Source organism: Pseudomonas nunensis (assembly GCF_024296925.1).
GTDB classification, from domain to species: Bacteria; Pseudomonadota; Gammaproteobacteria; order Pseudomonadales; family Pseudomonadaceae; genus Aquipseudomonas; species Aquipseudomonas nunensis.
The window spans coordinates 4,089,050-4,107,543 of the sequence record NZ_CP101125.1 but is presented as its reverse complement, the minus strand read 5'-3'; the positions used below and the strand labels follow the sequence as shown (position 1 = coordinate 4,107,543).

At 53.3% G+C, this 18,494-nt stretch carries 19 protein-coding genes; 7 read left to right on the top strand and 12 right to left on the bottom strand.

What is annotated here, in order from left to right:
* Positions 1 to 62: 62 nt before the first annotated feature.
* Positions 63 to 1,820: a P-loop NTPase fold protein gene (locus NK667_RS17835; RefSeq protein WP_054615639.1), complete on the top strand. Its 1,758-nt coding sequence runs from the start codon at positions 63 to 65 to the stop codon at positions 1,818 to 1,820.
* Between the two features lie 412 nt (positions 1,821 to 2,232).
* Here NK667_RS17835 and NK667_RS17830 read toward each other — a convergent pair whose 3' ends face one another.
* On the bottom strand, positions 2,233 to 2,841 hold the full coding sequence (locus NK667_RS17830; RefSeq protein WP_054615638.1) for a recombinase family protein: 609 nt from the start codon (positions 2,839 to 2,841) through the stop codon (positions 2,233 to 2,235).
* Between the two features lie 136 nt (positions 2,842 to 2,977).
* Positions 2,978 to 3,187 carry a hypothetical protein gene (locus NK667_RS17825; RefSeq protein WP_054615637.1) on the bottom strand — a complete coding sequence of 70 codons (210 nt, stop codon included), beginning with the start codon at positions 3,185 to 3,187 and terminating at the stop codon, positions 2,978 to 2,980.
* Between the two features lie 131 nt (positions 3,188 to 3,318).
* Between NK667_RS17825 and NK667_RS17820 the strand changes: the two genes are divergently transcribed.
* Complete coding sequence (locus tag NK667_RS17820; RefSeq protein ID WP_152980999.1) at positions 3,319 to 3,741, top strand: hypothetical protein; 423 nt, start codon at positions 3,319 to 3,321, stop codon at positions 3,739 to 3,741.
* A 623-nt stretch (positions 3,742 to 4,364) separates the two neighbouring features.
* On the opposite strand, the gene NK667_RS17815 is transcribed toward NK667_RS17820, so the two are convergent.
* The 9 genes from NK667_RS17815 to NK667_RS17775 all read right to left on the bottom strand — a co-directional run bounded on the left by NK667_RS17815 (position 4,365) and on the right by NK667_RS17775 (position 11,139).
* Positions 4,365 to 5,225: a helix-turn-helix domain-containing protein gene (locus NK667_RS17815; RefSeq protein ID WP_054615636.1), complete on the bottom strand. Its 861-nt coding sequence runs from the start codon at positions 5,223 to 5,225 to the stop codon at positions 4,365 to 4,367.
* Positions 5,226 to 5,641: 416 nt separating this feature from the next.
* Entirely contained in the window at positions 5,642 to 6,139 is a 498-nt protein-coding gene (locus NK667_RS17810) for a hypothetical protein (RefSeq protein ID WP_054615635.1), read from the bottom strand.
* 22 nt (positions 6,140 to 6,161) lie between these two features.
* Positions 6,162 to 6,389 (bottom strand): hypothetical protein, encoded by a 228-nt coding sequence (locus NK667_RS17805; RefSeq protein ID WP_152980997.1) that lies wholly within the window; start codon positions 6,387 to 6,389, stop codon positions 6,162 to 6,164.
* On the bottom strand, positions 6,386 to 6,589 hold the full coding sequence (locus NK667_RS17800) for a hypothetical protein (RefSeq protein ID WP_152980995.1): 204 nt from the start codon (positions 6,587 to 6,589) through the stop codon (positions 6,386 to 6,388). The genes NK667_RS17805 and NK667_RS17800 overlap by 4 nt, the downstream gene beginning before the upstream one ends.
* Positions 6,590 to 6,757: 168 nt before the next feature.
* Complete coding sequence (locus tag NK667_RS17795; RefSeq protein WP_152980993.1) at positions 6,758 to 6,994, bottom strand: hypothetical protein; 237 nt, start codon at positions 6,992 to 6,994, stop codon at positions 6,758 to 6,760.
* Positions 6,995 to 7,716: 722 nt separating this feature from the next.
* Complete coding sequence (locus tag NK667_RS17790; RefSeq protein WP_054615634.1) at positions 7,717 to 9,039, bottom strand: site-specific integrase; 1,323 nt, start codon at positions 9,037 to 9,039, stop codon at positions 7,717 to 7,719.
* Positions 9,040 to 9,456: 417 nt separating this feature from the next.
* Positions 9,457 to 10,365 (bottom strand): DUF2167 domain-containing protein, encoded by a 909-nt coding sequence (locus tag NK667_RS17785; RefSeq protein WP_054615633.1) that lies wholly within the window; start codon positions 10,363 to 10,365, stop codon positions 9,457 to 9,459.
* Positions 10,366 to 10,510: 145 nt separating this feature from the next.
* Entirely contained in the window at positions 10,511 to 10,825 is a 315-nt protein-coding gene (locus NK667_RS17780) for a helix-turn-helix domain-containing protein (protein WP_054054050.1), read from the bottom strand.
* A gap of 47 nt (positions 10,826 to 10,872) precedes the next feature.
* Complete coding sequence (locus tag NK667_RS17775) at positions 10,873 to 11,139, bottom strand: hypothetical protein (protein WP_083471349.1); 267 nt, start codon at positions 11,137 to 11,139, stop codon at positions 10,873 to 10,875.
* 102 nt (positions 11,140 to 11,241) lie between these two features.
* On the opposite strand from NK667_RS17775, the gene NK667_RS17770 reads away from it, so the two are divergent.
* Positions 11,242 to 12,942, top strand: a complete 1,701-nt coding sequence (locus NK667_RS17770) for a putative bifunctional diguanylate cyclase/phosphodiesterase (RefSeq protein WP_054615632.1) — start codon at positions 11,242 to 11,244, stop codon at positions 12,940 to 12,942.
* 130 nt (positions 12,943 to 13,072) lie between these two features.
* Here NK667_RS17770 and NK667_RS17765 read toward each other — a convergent pair whose 3' ends face one another.
* Positions 13,073 to 13,822 carry a substrate-binding periplasmic protein gene (locus tag NK667_RS17765; RefSeq protein ID WP_054054053.1) on the bottom strand — a complete coding sequence of 250 codons (750 nt, stop codon included), beginning with the start codon at positions 13,820 to 13,822 and terminating at the stop codon, positions 13,073 to 13,075.
* Positions 13,823 to 13,965: 143 nt separating this feature from the next.
* On the opposite strand from NK667_RS17765, the gene dnaX reads away from it, so the two are divergent.
* The 4 genes from dnaX (at position 13,966) to recR (ending at position 18,463) form a co-directional block, all read left to right on the top strand.
* Positions 13,966 to 16,047: a DNA polymerase III subunit gamma/tau gene (gene dnaX, locus NK667_RS17760; protein WP_054615631.1), complete on the top strand. Its 2,082-nt coding sequence runs from the start codon at positions 13,966 to 13,968 to the stop codon at positions 16,045 to 16,047.
* A gap of 66 nt (positions 16,048 to 16,113) precedes the next feature.
* Positions 16,114 to 16,452 (top strand): YbaB/EbfC family nucleoid-associated protein, encoded by a 339-nt coding sequence (locus tag NK667_RS17755; RefSeq protein WP_054054057.1) that lies wholly within the window; start codon positions 16,114 to 16,116, stop codon positions 16,450 to 16,452.
* Between the two features lie 308 nt (positions 16,453 to 16,760).
* Positions 16,761 to 17,795 carry an NADP-dependent oxidoreductase gene (locus tag NK667_RS17750; protein ID WP_054615630.1) on the top strand — a complete coding sequence of 345 codons (1,035 nt, stop codon included), beginning with the start codon at positions 16,761 to 16,763 and terminating at the stop codon, positions 17,793 to 17,795.
* Positions 17,796 to 17,860: 65 nt separating this feature from the next.
* Complete coding sequence (gene recR, locus NK667_RS17745) at positions 17,861 to 18,463, top strand: recombination mediator RecR (protein ID WP_054054061.1); 603 nt, start codon at positions 17,861 to 17,863, stop codon at positions 18,461 to 18,463.
* Positions 18,464 to 18,494 lie beyond the last annotated feature (31 nt).

The window sequence follows — 18,494 nt, the reverse complement described above, 5'->3', positions numbered from 1 at the left end:
TCGGTGAAGACAACAATGAATGTTGGCCTGACGCCTAAATTTGATTCGTACTGAGGCTCTAAATGTCTATTGTTCAAGTTGAAAAGGCTCTTACTGATTTCGCTGTTCACAAAACAGGTTCTGCAATAGTTCTTAAAGGGGAGTGGGGCACTGGAAAAACCCATCTCTGGAATAAGGTTATCAAAAAACACCGTGGATCATTTGATCGTAAGACATATTCCTACGTCTCATTGTTTGGTCTGAATTCTTTACCTGACCTAAAGCGTTCTATTTTTGAAAACTCCGTTCCTACCGAAAAGGCGGGAAGCGTGACCACAAAGGAATCTGTTTTTGAAAACTTAAAAAAACTTGAATTCAGTGATGCAACTACCGGGTTGCGAAAAATGTTCGGCTATGGAAAAGAAGCTAAAATTCCATTCGTTGGGAGTTTTGGAGGGGTAATTGATTCGATTCAATATGCAATGGTTAAAGATACCATAATCTGTATTGATGATTTTGAACGCCGTGGCATTGCCTTGTCGGCTCGGGATGTCCTTGGTCTAATCTCTAATCTAATCGAGTCAAAAGATTGTTCAGTCATCCTGATTTTAAATGAAGGATCATTGCAGAAAGACGATGAATTCTTCACGTTCAGTGAAAAAGTATTCGACTACGAGGTCAGATATGCACCGACCTTGGATGAAGCTGCGAGCGTAGTTTTCAGCACCACTGACCTGTACGAAAAGAAAATTGTAGAGAACGTTAAGAAGCTAGAAATGAACAACATTAGATTGTTGCGTAAAGTTAGATATTTCGCCAACTTGATAAAGCCGTTTGTAGATGGCAAATTTGATGAAATTCTTGATGAATCAACGAAACTTATTCCGCTAGCAATCTATGCAAAATATTCAGGTGCTGAAAAAGTCGTTAGTATTGAAGATTTGGAAAAGTATAAGGGCGGACTGTCTCTGTTTCCGCCGGACAAAAAAGAACTGACTGTCGAGCAGAAAGCGATTGAAGACAAAAAAATTGCAAAGGTTAATTTTTTTCGCGAGTACGGGTATGATGAAGCCGACAACTTCACGATGGAGATCATAAAGCTAGTCAAGAATGGTTATGCCGATTCTAATTCTTTAGTACCACTTATTGACTCAATTACTGCCGTTAGCGAAAAAAGCAAGAGACGTAAAATATTCACTGACGCTTGGTTCGTATTTCATAATGATATGTCGATTACTGATGCAGACCTATTGGACCTGTTCGAAAAAGCCGTAATTGAATCAGGTGGTGCCGCAAATCCTTATGAGATTGATGGTGTTCTTGAAATCTTCACTGCTGCTGGTTTAGAAGAGCGTGGCAGGTCAATTGTTGACGAATATTTTAAGGTTCTTTTCGAAAGCCGCTCTCTTACTAATCGAAATGAAATGTACAGACTGCCTAAAAATCCGTATATAGCTGAGAAGCTTGAACAGTATTTTGGCGATGTAAGAAAAGCTTGGAGTATCGATGAACTCGTTGATAACTATCTTGGAAAGCAATTCTCGGGCGAAGCTCTCGAGTCATTAAGTGCGTTCACTGCCGACCAGTTTTATACTTACTTTAAGTTGTTAGGTTCGCCAAAGTTTAAGAGCTATGCACAATCGTTAGTCGATCTAGGCTCCCGAACTGAGCTTGCTGATATTCAAAGCCACTATGCAGTTGTGTTCCTAAAAGTATTTGAGGCACTGAAACGTATGCATGATGAATCGCCATTGATGGCGTTGAGAATGAACAAGTTTATGGATTACCAGCCAATGTACGATCATAAGATTAATCTCGTACGGCAGGTTGACGAGTCATAATAACGGCGGTCAATATTTTTTCGTAGCTTTTGGGTTAAATTCAATTAGAACTTTGCGATGGACTGTAGCCCCGTCAGATATTCATCTTGTGCATTTGACGGGCGCAGCTGGTTGGACCGGATGACCTTGAGTAAAGTCCAACCCCATGATTTTTGAGTCTCGACTTCAAGTCGAACCCGAATGCTCACGGTGTTGAAATCCGTAGGGAATGTCGGATATAGGTCGCCAGTGTTTAACCGGGACCAGCTCTGGTTGATCCCCCCGTTCAGCAATATAGGAATCCGTGAGTGAATGTGGGGTCGGGTGAGTGGCTGTGAGCCTTCACAGGATCGCGTGTGCAACTCACCTGATTCATTGCATCAGATATGACAGAGCCCACTCAAGGCGGGCTCACGGACTGTCTGAAACTGCGTTACTTGGCGACTCGTTGCACTGTACTCAACGCACAACCCACAGACGTTGCGGTCTTGCGTAGGCTCATGCCAGCAGCAAGACATTCCTTGATGCGTTTGTGCAGTTTCTCGTCAACTGGACGGCCTGTGTAAACGCCGGCTTCCTTCCCTGTCCTGATCCCTTGAGCCTGACGACGGCGACGGTCTTCGTAATCCTTGCGAGCAATCACGGCCAACATGTCGAGCAACATACCATTGACGGCGGCAATCATACCCTTTGTGAATTCATCCATACCGTCGCTGGCTTTTAATGCACCGTGACTGGTGGTGAGGTCCATGGATACTACTGTCACCCTCTTGGCTGCAATGATGGCTTTCAACTTCGCCCAATCGTCCGGGGTCAGTCGAGACAGCCTGTCGATGCCTTCCACCAGTATCACGTCACCTTCGTGACTGTCATCAAGCAAGCGGAACAACACAGGCCGGTCGAACTTGGCACCTGACTCGTTCTCTGTGTAAAAAGCTGCGACCTTGTGGCCGTGGTCAGCGGCAAATTGAATCAATGAATCTTTTGCACGACTGGCATCCTGTGAATCTGTGGATGCTCTCAGGTAAGCGCGTACGAACATTTCAAACCGCTCCTATACCGTTTTGGATGTACCGATTATACGTGTGCTCATTAGGGTGTAGATAGGGGTATTTTCGGTACGGGCAGACAGGCCGATTAACGGTATCGCTTGATCTATACCCGTATCGGTACAGGGCTCAATGACCACGTAGAATCCTGATTGCACTGGTGATCCCTTGGGCGTTTGTATCCAGCGTGGTGAGCGCGCCTTGAATATTAGTGTGCAACTCCGTTGCTCCTGTCCCCAGCAGATGCAGGGCCAGCTCCTCGATACAGGCGCTCATGGCTTCCTGATTCAACGTGAGCAGTTCCAGCACGTCGGCAATGGTTTCTTTATTGGTGGTCATGGGGGGGTCGTCCTTGAGTGATGTGGGGAGAGAATTTCGAAACAAGTCAAATGATAGGGCGGAGATAAGCTTTGTGCACTGGAGCTGCCATGGTGATAGCTTTATGCCTTCAATCAGGAAAGGAATCTAATATGCGCACATTGCTCGTCATAGCCGCTGTCACCATGTTGAGCGGTTGTGCTTCACCACCAACCGGAGGTGTGGCTGTACCCGCTCCTAGTAACCGACTGTTGGCTTATCAAGTAGAAGACAAGGGAAAAGACGCTTCCGTCACGGTGGTGAGGGAAGGAGCATTCCAAGCCGGTCAGTGCTTCTTTGGGGTCTACGTCGATGGGAAGCTAGTTGCGAGAGTGGACAACAACGAAAAAGCGAGCTTCTATCTGAAGCCGGGTAGAAGGTTGATCGGCGTGGGATCAGACCCACAAGGTGCGGCAAACTGTTCTGGTAACAGCACCTTCAGAAGAGAGGTAGCGACGTGGGTGCAATCCGGTGATCGCCAGACATTTAGAATTTCATTTCAACCTATGCTAGATATTCGTGCATCTTCGTATTGACTTGAAACGAGGCTGTTTCTTCCTGATTTCAATCGAATTGCTAACGTGAGAAATGGAATCAGGGAGAAAGTGGCGATCGTGCTTAACAGAAATTAATGTGAGCCGATGTAAAATCAGGTGCCCAGACGTGTTGGTGCATAAATTAAGGTGTGTTGTGACTGTCTATCACTCCTGATACTGGTTCTGATAACCATCCTGTTTCCCTGATGATTGTTCAAACTTGTTTTTGTGTGTTTTCACACAGGAGATTGCTGACATGTTCTGATTGTCAATCAGAAGTAAACTCTAGAGATGCGTGAATCTCCAATACAATCAGTGTGCGCAAGTGAGCCGATAGGCGAATGCTTTTAAAGAGGTGGATAACGAAGTCCACCCGCTGTTGATCTTCTTTTGAGTTTACTCAGAGTATATTCTCTGTCGTTACGACAGGATAATTCTCCTTAAAGATCATGCTTTTTGTTTTGAGGGGTTTTATCCCCTCTCTTCTTTCTTGTCTCACTAACACTTTGCCTCCGGTAACTACCGGAGAATATTCTATTCAAAGCTTACGCTTTAACAGTCGTTCGCTTCGCTCTCTTATACATGCGGCCGAATTAGTCCCCCCCCCCCACCAGTAACGTTGCTCACGCTGCGTTCAACTCGCCTTGTACAATATGCATCTCATCACGCCATTTTCTGATCGTCTTCGGCGATACGCCGGTGGCTCGCTCAATAGCCTTAACCGCCATACCTTGTATCAGCATTCTCATCACCTCAGCTTTCTTTAAGTGCTGTTGACGGGCCGGGAACGCTATGACGCATGATTCATGAGGATGCATTGGATACTCTGCTTCGTACTCTTTCGCCGTCTTGTACTCGGTCAGGGTACGTAAGTCATGGTGCAGCTTGACCAGTTCTTCGGCACTTGGCTTGCTCAGATCATCCCCGTCCTCCCACTCACAAATTTTTGGCTCAGGCTCGATGCCAACCATCTCATTGATCAGGGATCGTGGACGACTTTCCATCATGCTAGGGATGATCAACTGAACCGCTTTGAAATAGCGCCGGGCGTGCCTGTCTTCTAGTTGCAGCAAATCTTCAACGGTTTCGTTGGTGATGAAGGGCTGGCTTTCCAGAATCATGGCAAGGTTGCGTACAGACAATGGCATGGATTTCCCACCCTTTTTGATTGGACGATCATGCCAGTCCAGTCGCGCAGCTCCTTCGATAATGCTTGCTGCAAACACTGGATAGCGCCCCCAGTAAGTTGTGCAGCCGATGAACCCATAAAAGGGATTCTCAATCATCTTGGGCTTTGGTCCGCGTGTGCTCTTCGGCTTTCGAGGAAGCTTGGTTTTGGTCTTCGGTGCATTGTCTGCCAGCCACTGATCGGCGTTAGCGGCGAAGCGTGCGTTCAATGCTTCCAATCGTGCTGATGAGAGCAGTTCGGAAAAGGGGAGGGACTTACTGGTGGCAGGCGAATTAGTGGCGAGCGGGTGCGACATGGGAATGTTCTCCTTAGCTAGTTCAGTTCATTAGGCAATTCCTCTCGGTAGCTGCCGGATGTTGTGGGTAAATCACAGGCACGTAAAACTCCGCATGATGCCTAAGCCGGGATCGACTCATGATCACATCGAGGTGTTGGGTGTTCTGATTGAGCGGAGACTTATACAGGAATACACACCACTCGTCAAGAAAGGCTTGACAAAATGACTTGTCTAAAGATTTTTCCTTAGGCGCGTCATAGATGAGCGGAAAGTGGACTTGCGGTGGAGCCGTAGTGGTAAATCTCAACAAACAAAAGCCCCGCACAGCCTTGGTAAGCTGTCGGGGCCATGATGGGTAGGGTTGCATTGGGAAACGGCCTGTATCGCGTTATACGAGGTCCTGTCTGGTGTCGCTTGAAGCGTTTGTTGCTGTGTTACTCAGGCACTACGAGATCAGTGAACACGCGGTCAACTTCAGCCTGAATGCTAGCAAGAAGTTTCGCCTTTTGGTCTGCAACCTTCTTGGCTTCTTTCGTTTCGGCTGCCTGCAATAATTGCTGGGTAAGCTGTTGACGGTAATGTTCTCGCTCAGCTTCAAGTTCACTGATGTACTCTGCTTTTACACGCTCATCAATGATTGCCAAATCAGCTTGCTGTAGTTGCTCAGGCTTAACCATATGGGCATGATATTTCATGTTACTCATAGACATCGGGTATCGATCAGTCAAGGTGAACCCTTGCGTATGTTTCTCGATCACCTTGGCAAGAAAGAGATATGGAAGTTCTCCCCTTACCATCTCACAATTTTGGTCAGTTGATCGATACATAGCGTGAAAGCCCTTTTGACGTTGAAGTAGTTCATTGGCGTCATACTTGCGTGGTACACCCCTGATCGAAATGTGGGCGTGTGGGTTGGTAACTGTATTTGTCATTGCATTATTCCTTATGTTGGTTTTATTGGCTGTTATCATTTGCTTTCATTTGTGCAAGTCGTACTCTCATCTTGCACAATAGAGATGATTTGTATGCTTCATCACTGAGTTTAGTAGTGGTATTTTTATTACTGGTAACTACATTGCCAGCAACCTTCTGCGTATGTTGATTTGTAGGTTGTTTCTTGGCTCGACGTTCGAATGCTTTTGCGAGGCCAGCCGTGAAATAATCTAGACTAGTAGTACTCATCGCAATTCCTCCATAGCTTCATGCAAAGCACTGACACCATATTCGTTAACCATTCGGTCAAGCTGTGTAGTGACACGACGACATTCGCGATGGTCGCTGACGGCAATAGCAGATTGTTGCAGATGGAAGTAGTGTTTTATCTGAGCAACGGCAAGGTGACGTTCAAGCATAGGTGTTGTGACTTCATTAACTGTGTTCATTGTTATATTCCTTTTTTTTGTTTGTGCTGGACGACACCTGAAATAAGGTGTTTTGGGCGTTTTAGATGCCCGGTTTACAAGGGGTGTAGACATGCAAAACACCGTACCCTGTAGGGTAGTCAGGAGTACGCATATTTATTCGATTTCGGTCAATGAAATGGCTTAGTGTTAATGCTTTGAATTTGCAAGTGATTCCAAGAAACTTGGGCTTACAGCAACAAGGTCACCCACATTGACCAACATGCCAGCACGACGCGCTTTAGTAGCTAGCTTGTAATATTTATTAAGCACAGCGGTTGAAACTGGATGAAATACATGGTCGTGATCAGGTGTTGGCTGATGAGATGTTGTTATTACTTTCAGGATCAACTGAGATGGTTTGTTTACGATGATATAATTAGGCACTGGTTTTCCTTGTTTGGTCGTTGCTCCCTCTGACTTGTGGTTAAAGTATTTTAGGACGAATGGGTGGTTAGATGTTTGAAGCTTTCTTCGCGTCTTGCTGACGTAGGTTGTTCGTAACCGTGGTCAGCAAAACTTGAAGACAATGCTGGTAACTTGTGTGACCAGCACGACGCATTAACTCTTCAAGTTGAAACACTGCTCGGTCGTTCAGTTGTACTCGCATTTATACACACTCCATGGTTTTAGTTAAGCGATCATGTAGATGATCATTAATTGAAACGCCAGCAGCATCAGCAGCTTTGGTAAAGAATGAATGATTGGCAATACTGAGCATCAGTTGTACTGGCAACATAGTAATGCGTGATTGTCGCCACGCTCGATTACGGCAAACGGAATTACATGTAGTTGCGTGTGCCCGTCGGTTTAACAATGGGGAATTACACGCACGGCAGTACGTCATAGAATTTACCTCTGATAATTAAAAAGTGTCTGTAAGTGTTTACAGCAGGAAAAGAAAAAGCCAAACCGGTTAAGGAGTGGCTTTAGATGAATTAGCGGGAGGACAACAACAAACGACGAACCTTAAGAAGGAATGGCAAAAGATTCGTAAGAGCACTTCAGCGGGAGGGCTACACTGAATTAGTCAGAGTGTTGCCGTCAACTCCACATAAGATCATGATAACACGAATCATTTGCATTTGTCAAGATGTGTCCAAACTTTATTAGACAGTTACATCAACTTTTTCAAAGCAAAAGTTGAGGTGTAGGATTGCTTCGGCCATTGCTTTAATAGGGATGCGACTACCGTAAACACCGAAGGTTACGGCAGAGTCTTCATGGCCTGCAATACGCTTGATCAGGGAGTCTTGCACCCCGGCTTCTCTAAGGTCATCAATCATTGTGTGACGGAAGCTGTGAAAGGTTTTCTTGGGATCGGTGATACCCATTTTGGTCCGATACCGACTAAACCATTTCGACGGTGCGTGCCCTAGTTTTCCACGTACAGGTTCCAGCTCAGGGAATAAACGATCTGAGTTTGGAGTGCGCTGAATTTGCACATATTCGAGCAACCCGAGCTGGATCAGCGCGGGGTGGATTGGCAAGGTTCGGCGACTACTACTGTTCTTCAGCTTTTGAGATTCGTGACCGTCGTCTATCCGTATGCAATCGACTCCTTGTAATGTGATGAAATCAGCAACGTGCAACTGACAGAGTTCTTCCAATCTGGCGCCGGTAAACCTTCCAAGTAGCGGCAACCAGTACCGCCAAGGATGTTTGAGGGCTTCCGCCTTGAGTGCTTCCAGATTGAGCAGGGTGCTCAGATCGTGTTGCTCAAACGACAGGCGTGCTTCCTTCGCTGGCCCCGTCATCACCTTTAGTCCTATCAATGGGTTCTCGGCAACGTAACCATTGGACTTGCACCAGTTCATAAACGCCGAAAGCTTGCGTAGGCGGTTGTTCACGGTCACAGCGGTGATGGTTTTGTACGTACCACCGGACTCAATCACTTGCATCAACGTCTTATTTTTGAACTGTGGCAACAGTGCAAAGTATTGGGGACACCGACTCAGACGATCTTTCAACAACCGGGCTTGATTCACATCGAATGCAGAAGCGGGCATGTCGCCCATCAGCTCAAATAAATCTCGTAACGAGCGTTCGACTTCGTGTGTACTGACTTCGCGCCACGTACCACCACGTTTGCCCTCATCTATATAGAGCTTGGACAGGGAGGCGAGGGTGGGGCTGTGGTTGGTGATCTTCGGAGCGCTTGTTGTGGTCTTCCGTGCAGTAAGTTGGATTGTTGGCAAGGGGGTAGAGTTTCGCCACTGCGAACACAACGCACGCAGCGTCTGGAGGTCTGTCATCGGGTGTTCAAAAAGGTGGTTGATCACTCGCTGAGCCAGTGAGGCAGCAAGAAATAATGCAGCCTGACGCTCTCGTAAGTTCAAGCACATACGCAGGGTGTGGCGGTTCGGAAACAGATGCTTTGGCAATCGAATGTTCAGGTAGTAACCGGACTGGCGGCGGACTATATAGGTCATGAGTGGAACACCAAAGTGGAACAGCAGAGTGGAACAATGCCGGCTACACCTCGGATTTTTGACTGCTCGTGCTGTGAGTTCGCACGGTAGATTTCTCGCAACCCCAAACGCCTGAAACCCTTACCCTATAACGTCTGCAACGATACCCGAGCATGCTTGCATGCGACCTAGGCATGATCCGGAAGGAAGCAGCCACAGCGGGAACATTGTGTGCCGGGGTGTGGCTGGTGGGGTTGCCTCCATAACGCCAAGTCCTCAGTTTCGAGGTTTGCGCGCGCAACATCCTTCGATACGCCTCGTTTTAAAATTCCCAATGTTTAGTTTGTCTGCTGCGTTGTCATGCGGCGGCTTTGTTGTGCCTGCCGTTTGCGAATCCTGCGCTGCCAGGATCATCTGGCAGCGCAGAAGGGCAAGCCCTTAAGTCTTTTTACGGCTGAACAGTTTGCGCAAGAAGCCCGCGATGACCACCAGCCCGACAATCAGGAATTTCTTCGCCGCCAGCAGGAAGATGCCGATCTTGGCAAACAACCCGGCCTTCGCCGCCAGGCCACCACCCACCAATGCCGCCAGACCATAAGACGCCAGTTTGTCGGTGGCTGGGCTGTAGTCGGTATAAAGGTTGCCGTCGGTGAAGTTGGTGAAGGCGATGACTTTCGGCAGTTCTTTCTTGACCATCGGCAGGTCCGCCATAGCGGCCACCGCGTTCAGTTCCAGTACGCCTTTACGGCCCAGTACCCGAATGCTGTAGTTCAGGGTGCTGTCTTTGGCATCGTCGGATTTCAGTTCCCGTGCCCAATACATTTTGTGGCTGGCGCCGTCGTAATGCGGTTGCTCAGCCCAGCCAAGCAGGTGCAGGCCGGCATAGCCTTGTTTCTGACGTTCCTTATTGTCTTCCTCGTCCTCTTCCTGCATTTGCTTGAGCAGGTCGGCGTAGTCGATTTTTGCCGCATCCTCGTCGGAAACGTGCCCGTCTTCGCTGTAGCTGACGATCACGCCCCAGCCGCTGGCGGTCAGCGGGTTCACGCCGGCCGGGATGATCATGCCCAGCGTCTCGGTGCCCGGTGGGTTGCCCCAGCCTTCGGTCAGCAAGCGCTCGGTGTCTTTGGGGTTGAGGTAATAAAACTCGTCGTTGAGCTTCATCGTCGCAATGCCGTTGGGCAGGGTGATGGTGCCGTGCTGTTTCTTCAGGGAGGCCAGAAACTGCTCGGGCGTTTGCTCCACTTGGGCAGCTTCGACGGTTTCTGGCGGGGGCGTGGTGGCCGCTTGTGCGGGGTTATGCAGTGCGCACAGCATTGCGGCCATCAAGAACGGACGGAGGCGTTTCATCGTATTCCCTTACATTTTGAATTAATTTCACGCAAGGATATCGGATGGCCATTACCGGTGCACGTTCTTCGAGGCGATTGCTGGCGCCTGAATAAACAAAAGGCAGATCGGTCGAGTCGACAGATCTGCCTTTTTATTACTGGCACTAAGGCTTGGACAAGGCCTGGTCAACCGCAGCGATCAGCTTTCCCAGATCCTTTGAGGTGGCTTTGTGTATGACGCTGAACAGGTACGCCCGCTGTTCGTCTTCATCGCCCATATCTGCGAAAAACGCTTTCAGCTTCACGCCCAGCACATCGGCAAGCAGGAACAATGCTTCCACGCTGGGGGTATAGGTGCCGGTTTCGAAGCGGCTGATGGTTTTGGGGTCAAAACCGGTTTTTTCGCCGAGTTCAGCCTGAGTAAGCCCCGCGACCTTGCGATAGCGTCGTATGGCTGGACCCAAACTTGAAATTTGCATCGCTCAATTCCCATTTAGAATCAAGAACTTAACGATAGATTTTTGCATTAGGCAACTGCATGATCCATCACCTTGCTTTGCAAAATGTGATGCATTTCGTAGAATCGCCGCTCAAAGGGGGCATTTGGTGACCTGCTTTCAGAAGTTAAGGCGACATGGAGCTGCCAGCGTTGCGTTCCATTGCCAGGTGTGTGGGGTTGCCGCGAGTGACCAGATGCCTTGCAAAATGTTGTCTGGATCGCCGTTTCCAATTTCGCCGAGGCTTTTGAGCCTAGTTGATCTTCGGCTGTCCCGGGGCCATCAAATGCTGTCATGGAGTAAGCACGTGTCTCTGCGCAGACCGTTTCAAAACATCTCTTCCGGGCATTGTGTGCTGGTCGAGCGGTACCACCGCTAGCGACAGGCGAGCCTGACTCATGGATGAGAAATACCGCAGGGCCGTGGACGCCGCCGCCATTTTTTCCGAAACGGATCTGAGCGGCCGGATCACTTACGTCAACGATCAGTTCTGCGCCATCTCCGGCTACAGCCGCGAGGAATTGATCGGACAAAACCATCGCCTGTTGAATTCCGGCCTGCACTCCGCCGATTTCTTCGCCACGCTTTGGCGCACCATTGCCTTGGGTGAGATCTGGAAGGGCGAAATCTGCAATCGCGCCAAGGATGGCAGCCTGTATTGGGTCGAAAGCACCATGGTGCCGGTGCTCAACGACACCACCGGGCGGGTTGACCGCTACTTGTCGATTCGCTTCGACATCAGCGAAAAACGTCAATTGCTGCATTCTCTGCAATGGCGGGTCGGACATGATGTATTGACCGGCCTGCCCAATCGCGCGTTCCTTTCGGATTTGCTGGATCAGGCGCTGGAGTTCTCCCGCCAGGAAAACATCCCGCTGGCGGTGTGCATGCTCGACCTCGATGGCTTCAAGGCCGTCAACGACGGCTACGGGCATGCCAGCGGCGATCTATTGCTGGTGGAAGTGGCCAAGCGTTTGCGCACGATTGTGCGCGGCGAAGATGTGGTGGCGCGGCTGGCCGGTGACGAGTTTGTGCTGGTGTTGCGTTACGTGCGGGACATGCCGGAACTGCGCTCGGCACTGAATCGGGTGCTGGGGGCGATCTCGGCGCCGTATTCGCTGCATGGCAAGGACGTCAATGTGTTCGCCAGCATTGGCGTGACCCTGTTTCCGTACGACAACGAAGATGCCGAAACCCTGTTGCGCCACGCCGATCAGGCGATGTATGTGGCCAAGCAGCGCGGGCGTAACCGTTTTCATCTGTTCGATGTGTCCCGCGACCAGGAAGTCAAAGCCACGCACCAGACCGTCGAGCGGGTTCGTCAGGCCTTGGTGGGCGGCGAGTTGCGCCTGCATTTCCAGCCCAAGGTGAACATGCGTCGCGGAGAGGTGGTCGGTTTCGAGGCGTTGTTGCGTTGGGAGCATCCGCAAAACGGCCTGGTGCTACCGCGCGAGTTTCTGCCGTTGGTGGAAGAAACGGATCTGATCATCGACATCGGTGAATGGGTGATGGATCAGGTCTTGTCACAGTTGCACCACTGGCAGCAGGCGGGGCAGGGCTGGCCGATCAGCATTAATATCGCGGCGCGACATTTTCAGCGCGCGGATTTCGTTGAACGGCTCAGGCAGGTGCTTGCCCGACATAATCAAGTCGCGCCGCAACTGCTGGACCTGGAAATCGTCGAGTCGGTGGCCGTGGAAAACATCCAGCACGTCAGTGCCTGTTTACAGGCTTGCCAGGCGCTGGGGGTGCAGTTTTCGCTAGGGGATTTCGGTACGGGTTATTCGTCGCTGAGCTACCTCAAGCGCCTGCGCACGCAAACCATCAAGATCGATAAATCCTTTGTACGCGACATTCTCCACGATCGTGACGATCTGGCCCTGACTACTGCCGTGATCGGCCTGGCCCGGGCGTTTGGCCGGCAAGTGATTGCCGAAGGATTGGAGAGTATCGAACATGGTCGATTGTTGCTGGAACTCGGCTGCGAAGTGGCGCAGGGCTATTTCATTGCCAAACCGATGCCGCCCGCCGAGGTGCCGGCCTGGGTTGCGGGGTTTGTTGCGCCGGTGGAATGGCAAGTGCTGGATCAAGTTGGCTGATATTTTGTGCCTGCCCCCAATCCCCTTGTGGGAGCGGGCTTGCTCGCGAAAGCGGTGGGTCATTCAGCAATGATGTGACTGACACACCGCCTTCGCGAGCAAGCCCGCTCCCACAGGGTTTCGGTGTTGTTCAAGGTGTACGAGGTTCCGCCCCCGTATAGAGCCCAATAATGTCATCAATCTCCCCAGACATTTTCATCCGCAGCAACGTGCGCAAAATCCGTTGCACCGGCACCTTCGGGTCGTTGCGCACGTAGCAACCGACATTCTGCTCCTGCAACACCGCGACCGCCTGCAACTGCCGGCCCGGCATCAGGCGCTGGTTGAACCAGTCCAGGGTCCATTGATTGGTGACGGCGTAGCGGTAGCGTCCGACCAGAAGTTTATCCAGCACCTGTTCCTGATTACGCGCGTCTTCGCGTTGCAACTGGCCGTTATCGAACAGTGGTTGCAGCGTCGGATAGACATAGCCGAGCACCGTGCCAATGGATTCATGTTTCAGGCTGGCCGGGACAATCGACGCGGGCGGGCCTTGCCGGCTGACCAGCAGGTCGCGTTGCAGAAACAGTGGAATGCTCCAGATGTAATCCCCGGACTGGTTCGGCAGCCACGACTGCGCCGCATAGCAGCGCACATCGACTTCGCCGTGTTCCATGGCGCCCTGCACCCGCGCGCGGGGCAGCACATGAAATTCGGCTGGCACCCCGACCTGGGTGGCGAGGCTGAGCATGATGTCGTAAAGGATGCCTTGGGTCGGCCGGCCGCGATCCAGTTGCACCATCGGCATGGCCCAACTGTCGGCCATGACGAAGCGCACAGGCGCGTCGGCGGCTGCGACGTTCAGACTTATCCACAACAATGCCCCCACGGCCAACCGCATAAACGCTCCGGTACTGATGAACCCCGAGCCGAAAATAGCCCCCAAACTGCAGCTTAGTCAGATTAGACGAGCACACCGGATGCAATTTCGGGCCTGCTCCGCTAGCATTAGCCGCTTCTGTTCCTTAGTTGCGACGGTTTTCGATGAGTTATCAGGTTCTTGCACGTAAATGGCGTCCGCGCTCGTTCCGCGAAATGGTCGGCCAGACCCATGTGCTCAAGGCTCTGATCAATGCCTTGGACAGCCAGCGGCTGCACCATGCCTACCTGTTTACCGGGACCCGTGGCGTTGGCAAGACCACCATCGCACGAATCATCGCCAAATGCCTGAACTGTGAAACAGGTATCACTTCAACGCCGTGTGGCGAGTGTTCGGTGTGCCGCGAGATCGATGAAGGGCGCTTTGTCGACCTGATCGAAATCGACGCCGCGAGCCGGACCAAGGTCGAAGATACCCGCGAGCTGCTCGACAACGTGCAGTACGCCCCGAGCCGTGGGCGCTTCAAGGTCTACCTGATCGACGAAGTGCACATGCTCTCCAGCCATTCCTTCAATGCGCTGTTGAAAACCCTCGAAGAGCCGCCGCCCTACGTCAAGTTCATCCTGGCGACCACCGATCCGCAGAAACTTCCGGCAACGATTCTTTCCCGGTGCCTGCAGTTCTCCCTGAAGAACATGACGCCGGAACGTGTGGTCGAGCATTTGACCCACGTACTGGGTGTCGAGCAGGTGCCGTTCGAAGACGACGCACTGTGGTTGCTCGGTCGCGCCGCCGATGGTTCGATGCGTGACGCCATGAGCCTCACCGATCAGGCCATCGCCTTCGGTGAAGGCAAGGTCATGGCCGCTGACGTGCGGGCAATGCTCGGCACGCTGGATCATGGCCAGGTGTTTGATGTCCTGCATTCGCTGATCGAAGGCGACGCCAAGGCGTTGCTCGAAGCCGTCCGTCATCTGGCCGAACAAGGTCCGGACTGGAACGGCGTGCTTTCGGAAATTCTCAACGTATTGCACCGTGTCGCCATCGCCCAGGCCTTGCCTGAAGGCGTCGACAACGGTCACGGCGACCGTGATCGGGTGCTGGCGCTGGCCCAGGCATTGCCGGCTGAGGACGTGCAGTTTTATTACCAGATGGGCCTGATCGGGCGCCGCGATTTGCCGCTGGCACCCGACCCGCGCGGTGGTTTCGAAATGGTCCTGCTGCGCATGCTGGCGTTCCGGCCGGCGGACACGGCGGACGCCCCGAGGCAACCGCTAAAGCCAGTGGGGATCAGCCAGGCCACAGTTGATTCCGCAAATTCAGTGGCTACCGCGCCTAAAGTCGCGCCGGTAGCCCCTGCGGCAGTTGCCCCGATTGTGCCTGCACCGGTTGTTGCGCCGGCCCCTGAGCCCGAGCCTGAACCTGAGCCGGTTGCGCCAGTGGTCGCGCCAGAGCCTGTGGTGGAAGCGGTGGCGGTCGAAGCCGTCGTCGACCTGCCGTGGAATGACCCGGTTGAACCCGAGGTCGTCCAGCAGCCCGTGGTCGAGCCCGTACTGGAAACTGCCAGCGAGCAACCTGAATTGCCACCGATGCCGATGCCCACGCCTGACAGCGTGGTGCCGGACGCGCCGGAATGGGCCGCTGCGCCGATTCCCGAGCCGTCCGTGGCCGAAGTCGACGCCGCCACGCCGGGCATCGATCTGGATGACGAGCCGCCGCTGGACGAGGATTACATCGAGCCGGACATCGACTCGGCCTACAGCTACCTCGACGAACTGGCCAGCGAGCACACCGCCGAGCCGACGCCGGAACCCGAGCCAGAGCCAGCCGCCATGCCGGCCACCGGTCTGGCGCTGCAATGGCTGGAGCTGTTCCCGAAACTGCCGATTTCCGGCATGACCGGCAGCATCGCCGCCAACTGCACGCTGATCGCGGTCGATGGCGACAATTGGCTGTTGCACCTGGACCCGGCCCACAGCGCCTTGTTCAACGCGACCCAGCAACGTCGTCTCAACGATGCGTTGAACCAGTTCCACGGTCGTACGCTGAACTTGAGCATGGAGCTGATCAAGCCCGAGCAGGAAACCCCGGCTCAGGCTGCGTCCCGCCGTCGTGTGAACCGCCAGCGCGAGGCCGAGGAGTCGATCCACGGTGATCCGTTCATCCAGCAGATGATGGAGCAGTTCGGCGCAGTGATCCGTAACGATACTATTGAACCTGTCGAAGCCCTGGTCAGTCAGGGCTAATAACTGAAGGCGTTCGGCGACCGTCGCCGGACACTGTTTTTATCCAAGTACTTTGAGGTGATTACCATGATGAAAGGTGGCATGGCCGGCCTGATGAAGCAGGCGCAGCAGATGCAGGAAAAAATGGCCAAGATGCAGGAAGAACTGGCCAACGCCGAAGTCACCGGTAAGGCCGGCGGCGATATGGTCACCGTGGTAATGACCGGTCGTCACGACGTCAAGCGCGTGACCATCGACCCAAGCCTGGTGGAAGGCCTGAGCGAAGACGACAAAGAGATGCTGGAGGCCGTATTCGCCGCCGCCGTCAACGATGCCGTGCGCAAGATCGAAGCCAACAGTCAGGACAAAATGGGCAGCGTAACCGCTGGCATGCAACTGCCGCCGGGTATGAAAATGCCATTCTGATTCGCCAAGGCGCGTTGGATGGGCTACAAAAAAATGCCAGGCATTGCGCCTGGCATTTTTGTTTCTGGACGATGGAGTTGGTCGGCTTTTGTGGCGAGGGGGCTTGCCCCCGTTCGGCTGCGAAGCAGGCGCTAAACTTACGGCCAGGATTTTCCTGATACACCGCGGTGGCAGGTTTTGGGAGCGCTTCGCACTCCGACGGGGGCAAGCCCCCTCGCCACAGGATGCGACAGAAACATCGAACGCGCCTGGCCCACGAAGGTCTGCTCCCTATACCGCTGAATTCACCGATCAAAGGAGACGCTCACATGCCACAAGCATTGACCCTCAACCAACGTATCGTCCTGGTGTCCCGCCCGGTGGGCGCGCCGACCCCGGAGAATTTCCGCCTGGAGCGCGTCGCGCTGCCGGATCTGGCCGACGGCCAGGTGTTACTCAAGACCCTTTACCTGTCGCTCGATCCCTACATGCGCGGTCGCATGAGTGACGCGCCGTCCTACGCCGCGCCGGTAGAAATCGACGAAGTGATGACCGGTGGCGCCGTCAGTCGCGTCGAGCGCTCACTGAATCCCAAGTTTCACGAAGGTGATCTGGTGGTCGGCTCAACGGGCTGGCAGAGCCACAGCATCAGCGATGGTCGCAACATCATCCCGATCCCGTCCGGGCTGCCGAGCCCGTCGATGGCGTTGGGCGTGCTCGGCATGCCGGGTATGACGGCCTATATGGGCCTGATGGACATCGGTCAACCCAAGTCCGGTGAAACCCTGGTGGTTGCCGCTGCGTCCGGTGCTGTGGGTTCGGTGGTCGGCCAGGTAGCCAAGATCAAAGGCCTGCGGGTGGTTGGCGTGGCGGGTGGCGCCGAGAAGTGCCGCTACGTGGTTGAGGAGCTGGGCTTCGACGCCTGCATCGACCATAGGAGCCCGGACTTTGCCAATGATCTGGCGCTGGCCTGCCCCAAAGGCGTCGACATCTATTACGAGAACGTCGGCGGCAAGGTCTTTGACGCGATCATCCCGCTGCTCAACCCGAAGGCGCGGATTCCGCTGTGTGGCCTGATAGCCGGTTATAACGCGCATGAAGCGCCGAGCGGGCCGGATCGCCTGCCGCAATTGCAGCGCACCTTGCTGACCAAACGCGTACGCATCCAGGGCTTTATCGTGTTCGATGACTACGGTGATCGTCAGCCGGAATTCGTCAGTGCCATGGCGCCGTGGGTGCGCGACGGCAAGGTCAAGTTCCGAGAAGACATCGTCGATGGCCTGGAGCAGGCGCCCGAGGCGTTCATCGGTCTGCTGGAAGGACGCAACTTCGGCAAACTGGTGGTGCGGGTCGCCCAGGACTGAGTATTTGACGCTGGCCAGAGGCGCGGGTATAAACCGCGTCTCGTTGTTTTGTCGGACTTTTCCCCATGAGCTTCAGCCCTCTGATTCGCCAACTGATCGATGCCCTGCGAACGTTGCCGGGCGTGGGTCAGAAAACCGCCCAGCGCATGGCGTTGCAACTGCTCGAGCGCGATCGCAGCGGCGGCTCGCGCCTGGCCCTGGCCCTGAGCCAGGCGATGGAAGGGGTCGGTCACTGCCGTTTGTGCCGCACACTGACCGAAGACGACCTCTGCCCGCAATGTTCCGACACCCGGCGTGACGACACCTTGCTGTGCGTGGTGGAAGGGCCGATGGACGTGTACGCCGTGGAGCAGACCGGTTTCCGTGGTCGCTACTTCGTGCTCAAGGGCCATTTGTCGCCACTCGACGGCCTTGGGCCAGAGGCTATCGGCATTCCGCAATTGCTCGCGCGGATTGAAGAAGCCGGCACGTTTACCGAAGTTATCCTGGCGACCAACCCGACCGTGGAAGGTGAAGCCACCGCGCATTACATCGCCCAGTTGCTGAGCAACAAAGGCTTGGTCGCCTCGCGTATCGCCCATGGCGTGCCGTTGGGTGGCGAGCTGGAGTTGGTGGATGGCGGGACGTTGGCGCATTCGTTTGCGGGGCGTAAGCCGATCGCTTTGTAGCGTTTGAACCGACGCCTTCGCGAGCAAGCCC

Bases quoted from the DNA above. Each gene is read 5' to 3' on its own strand.
- NK667_RS17775 (WP_083471349.1), bottom strand. From the start codon at position 11,139: ATGACAGCATTTGATGGCCCCGGGACAGCCGAAGATCAACTAGGCTCA.
- NK667_RS17820 (WP_152980999.1), top strand. From the start codon at position 3,319: ATGCGCACATTGCTCGTCATAGCCGCTGTCACCATGTTGAGCGGTTGT.
- NK667_RS17825 (WP_054615637.1), bottom strand. From the start codon at position 3,187: ATGACCACCAATAAAGAAACCATTGCCGACGTGCTGGAACTGCTCACG.
- NK667_RS17755 (WP_054054057.1), top strand. From the start codon at position 16,114: ATGATGAAAGGTGGCATGGCCGGCCTGATGAAGCAGGCGCAGCAGATG.
- NK667_RS17830 (WP_054615638.1), bottom strand. From the start codon at position 2,841: ATGTTCGTACGCGCTTACCTGAGAGCATCCACAGATTCACAGGATGCC.
- NK667_RS17800 (WP_152980995.1), bottom strand. From the start codon at position 6,589: ATGAACACAGTTAATGAAGTCACAACACCTATGCTTGAACGTCACCTT.
- recR (WP_054054061.1), top strand. From the start codon at position 17,861: ATGAGCTTCAGCCCTCTGATTCGCCAACTGATCGATGCCCTGCGAACG.
- NK667_RS17810 (WP_054615635.1), bottom strand. From the start codon at position 6,139: ATGACAAATACAGTTACCAACCCACACGCCCACATTTCGATCAGGGGT.
- NK667_RS17770 (WP_054615632.1), top strand. From the start codon at position 11,242: ATGGATGAGAAATACCGCAGGGCCGTGGACGCCGCCGCCATTTTTTCC.
- NK667_RS17805 (WP_152980997.1), bottom strand. From the start codon at position 6,389: ATGAGTACTACTAGTCTAGATTATTTCACGGCTGGCCTCGCAAAAGCA.
- NK667_RS17750 (WP_054615630.1), top strand. From the start codon at position 16,761: ATGCCACAAGCATTGACCCTCAACCAACGTATCGTCCTGGTGTCCCGC.
- NK667_RS17785 (WP_054615633.1), bottom strand. From the start codon at position 10,365: ATGAAACGCCTCCGTCCGTTCTTGATGGCCGCAATGCTGTGCGCACTG.
- NK667_RS17790 (WP_054615634.1), bottom strand. From the start codon at position 9,039: ATGACCTATATAGTCCGCCGCCAGTCCGGTTACTACCTGAACATTCGA.
- NK667_RS17815 (WP_054615636.1), bottom strand. From the start codon at position 5,225: ATGTCGCACCCGCTCGCCACTAATTCGCCTGCCACCAGTAAGTCCCTC.
- NK667_RS17835 (WP_054615639.1), top strand. From the start codon at position 63: ATGTCTATTGTTCAAGTTGAAAAGGCTCTTACTGATTTCGCTGTTCAC.
- NK667_RS17765 (WP_054054053.1), bottom strand. From the start codon at position 13,822: ATGCGGTTGGCCGTGGGGGCATTGTTGTGGATAAGTCTGAACGTCGCA.
- NK667_RS17780 (WP_054054050.1), bottom strand. From the start codon at position 10,825: ATGCAAATTTCAAGTTTGGGTCCAGCCATACGACGCTATCGCAAGGTC.
- dnaX (WP_054615631.1), top strand. From the start codon at position 13,966: ATGAGTTATCAGGTTCTTGCACGTAAATGGCGTCCGCGCTCGTTCCGC.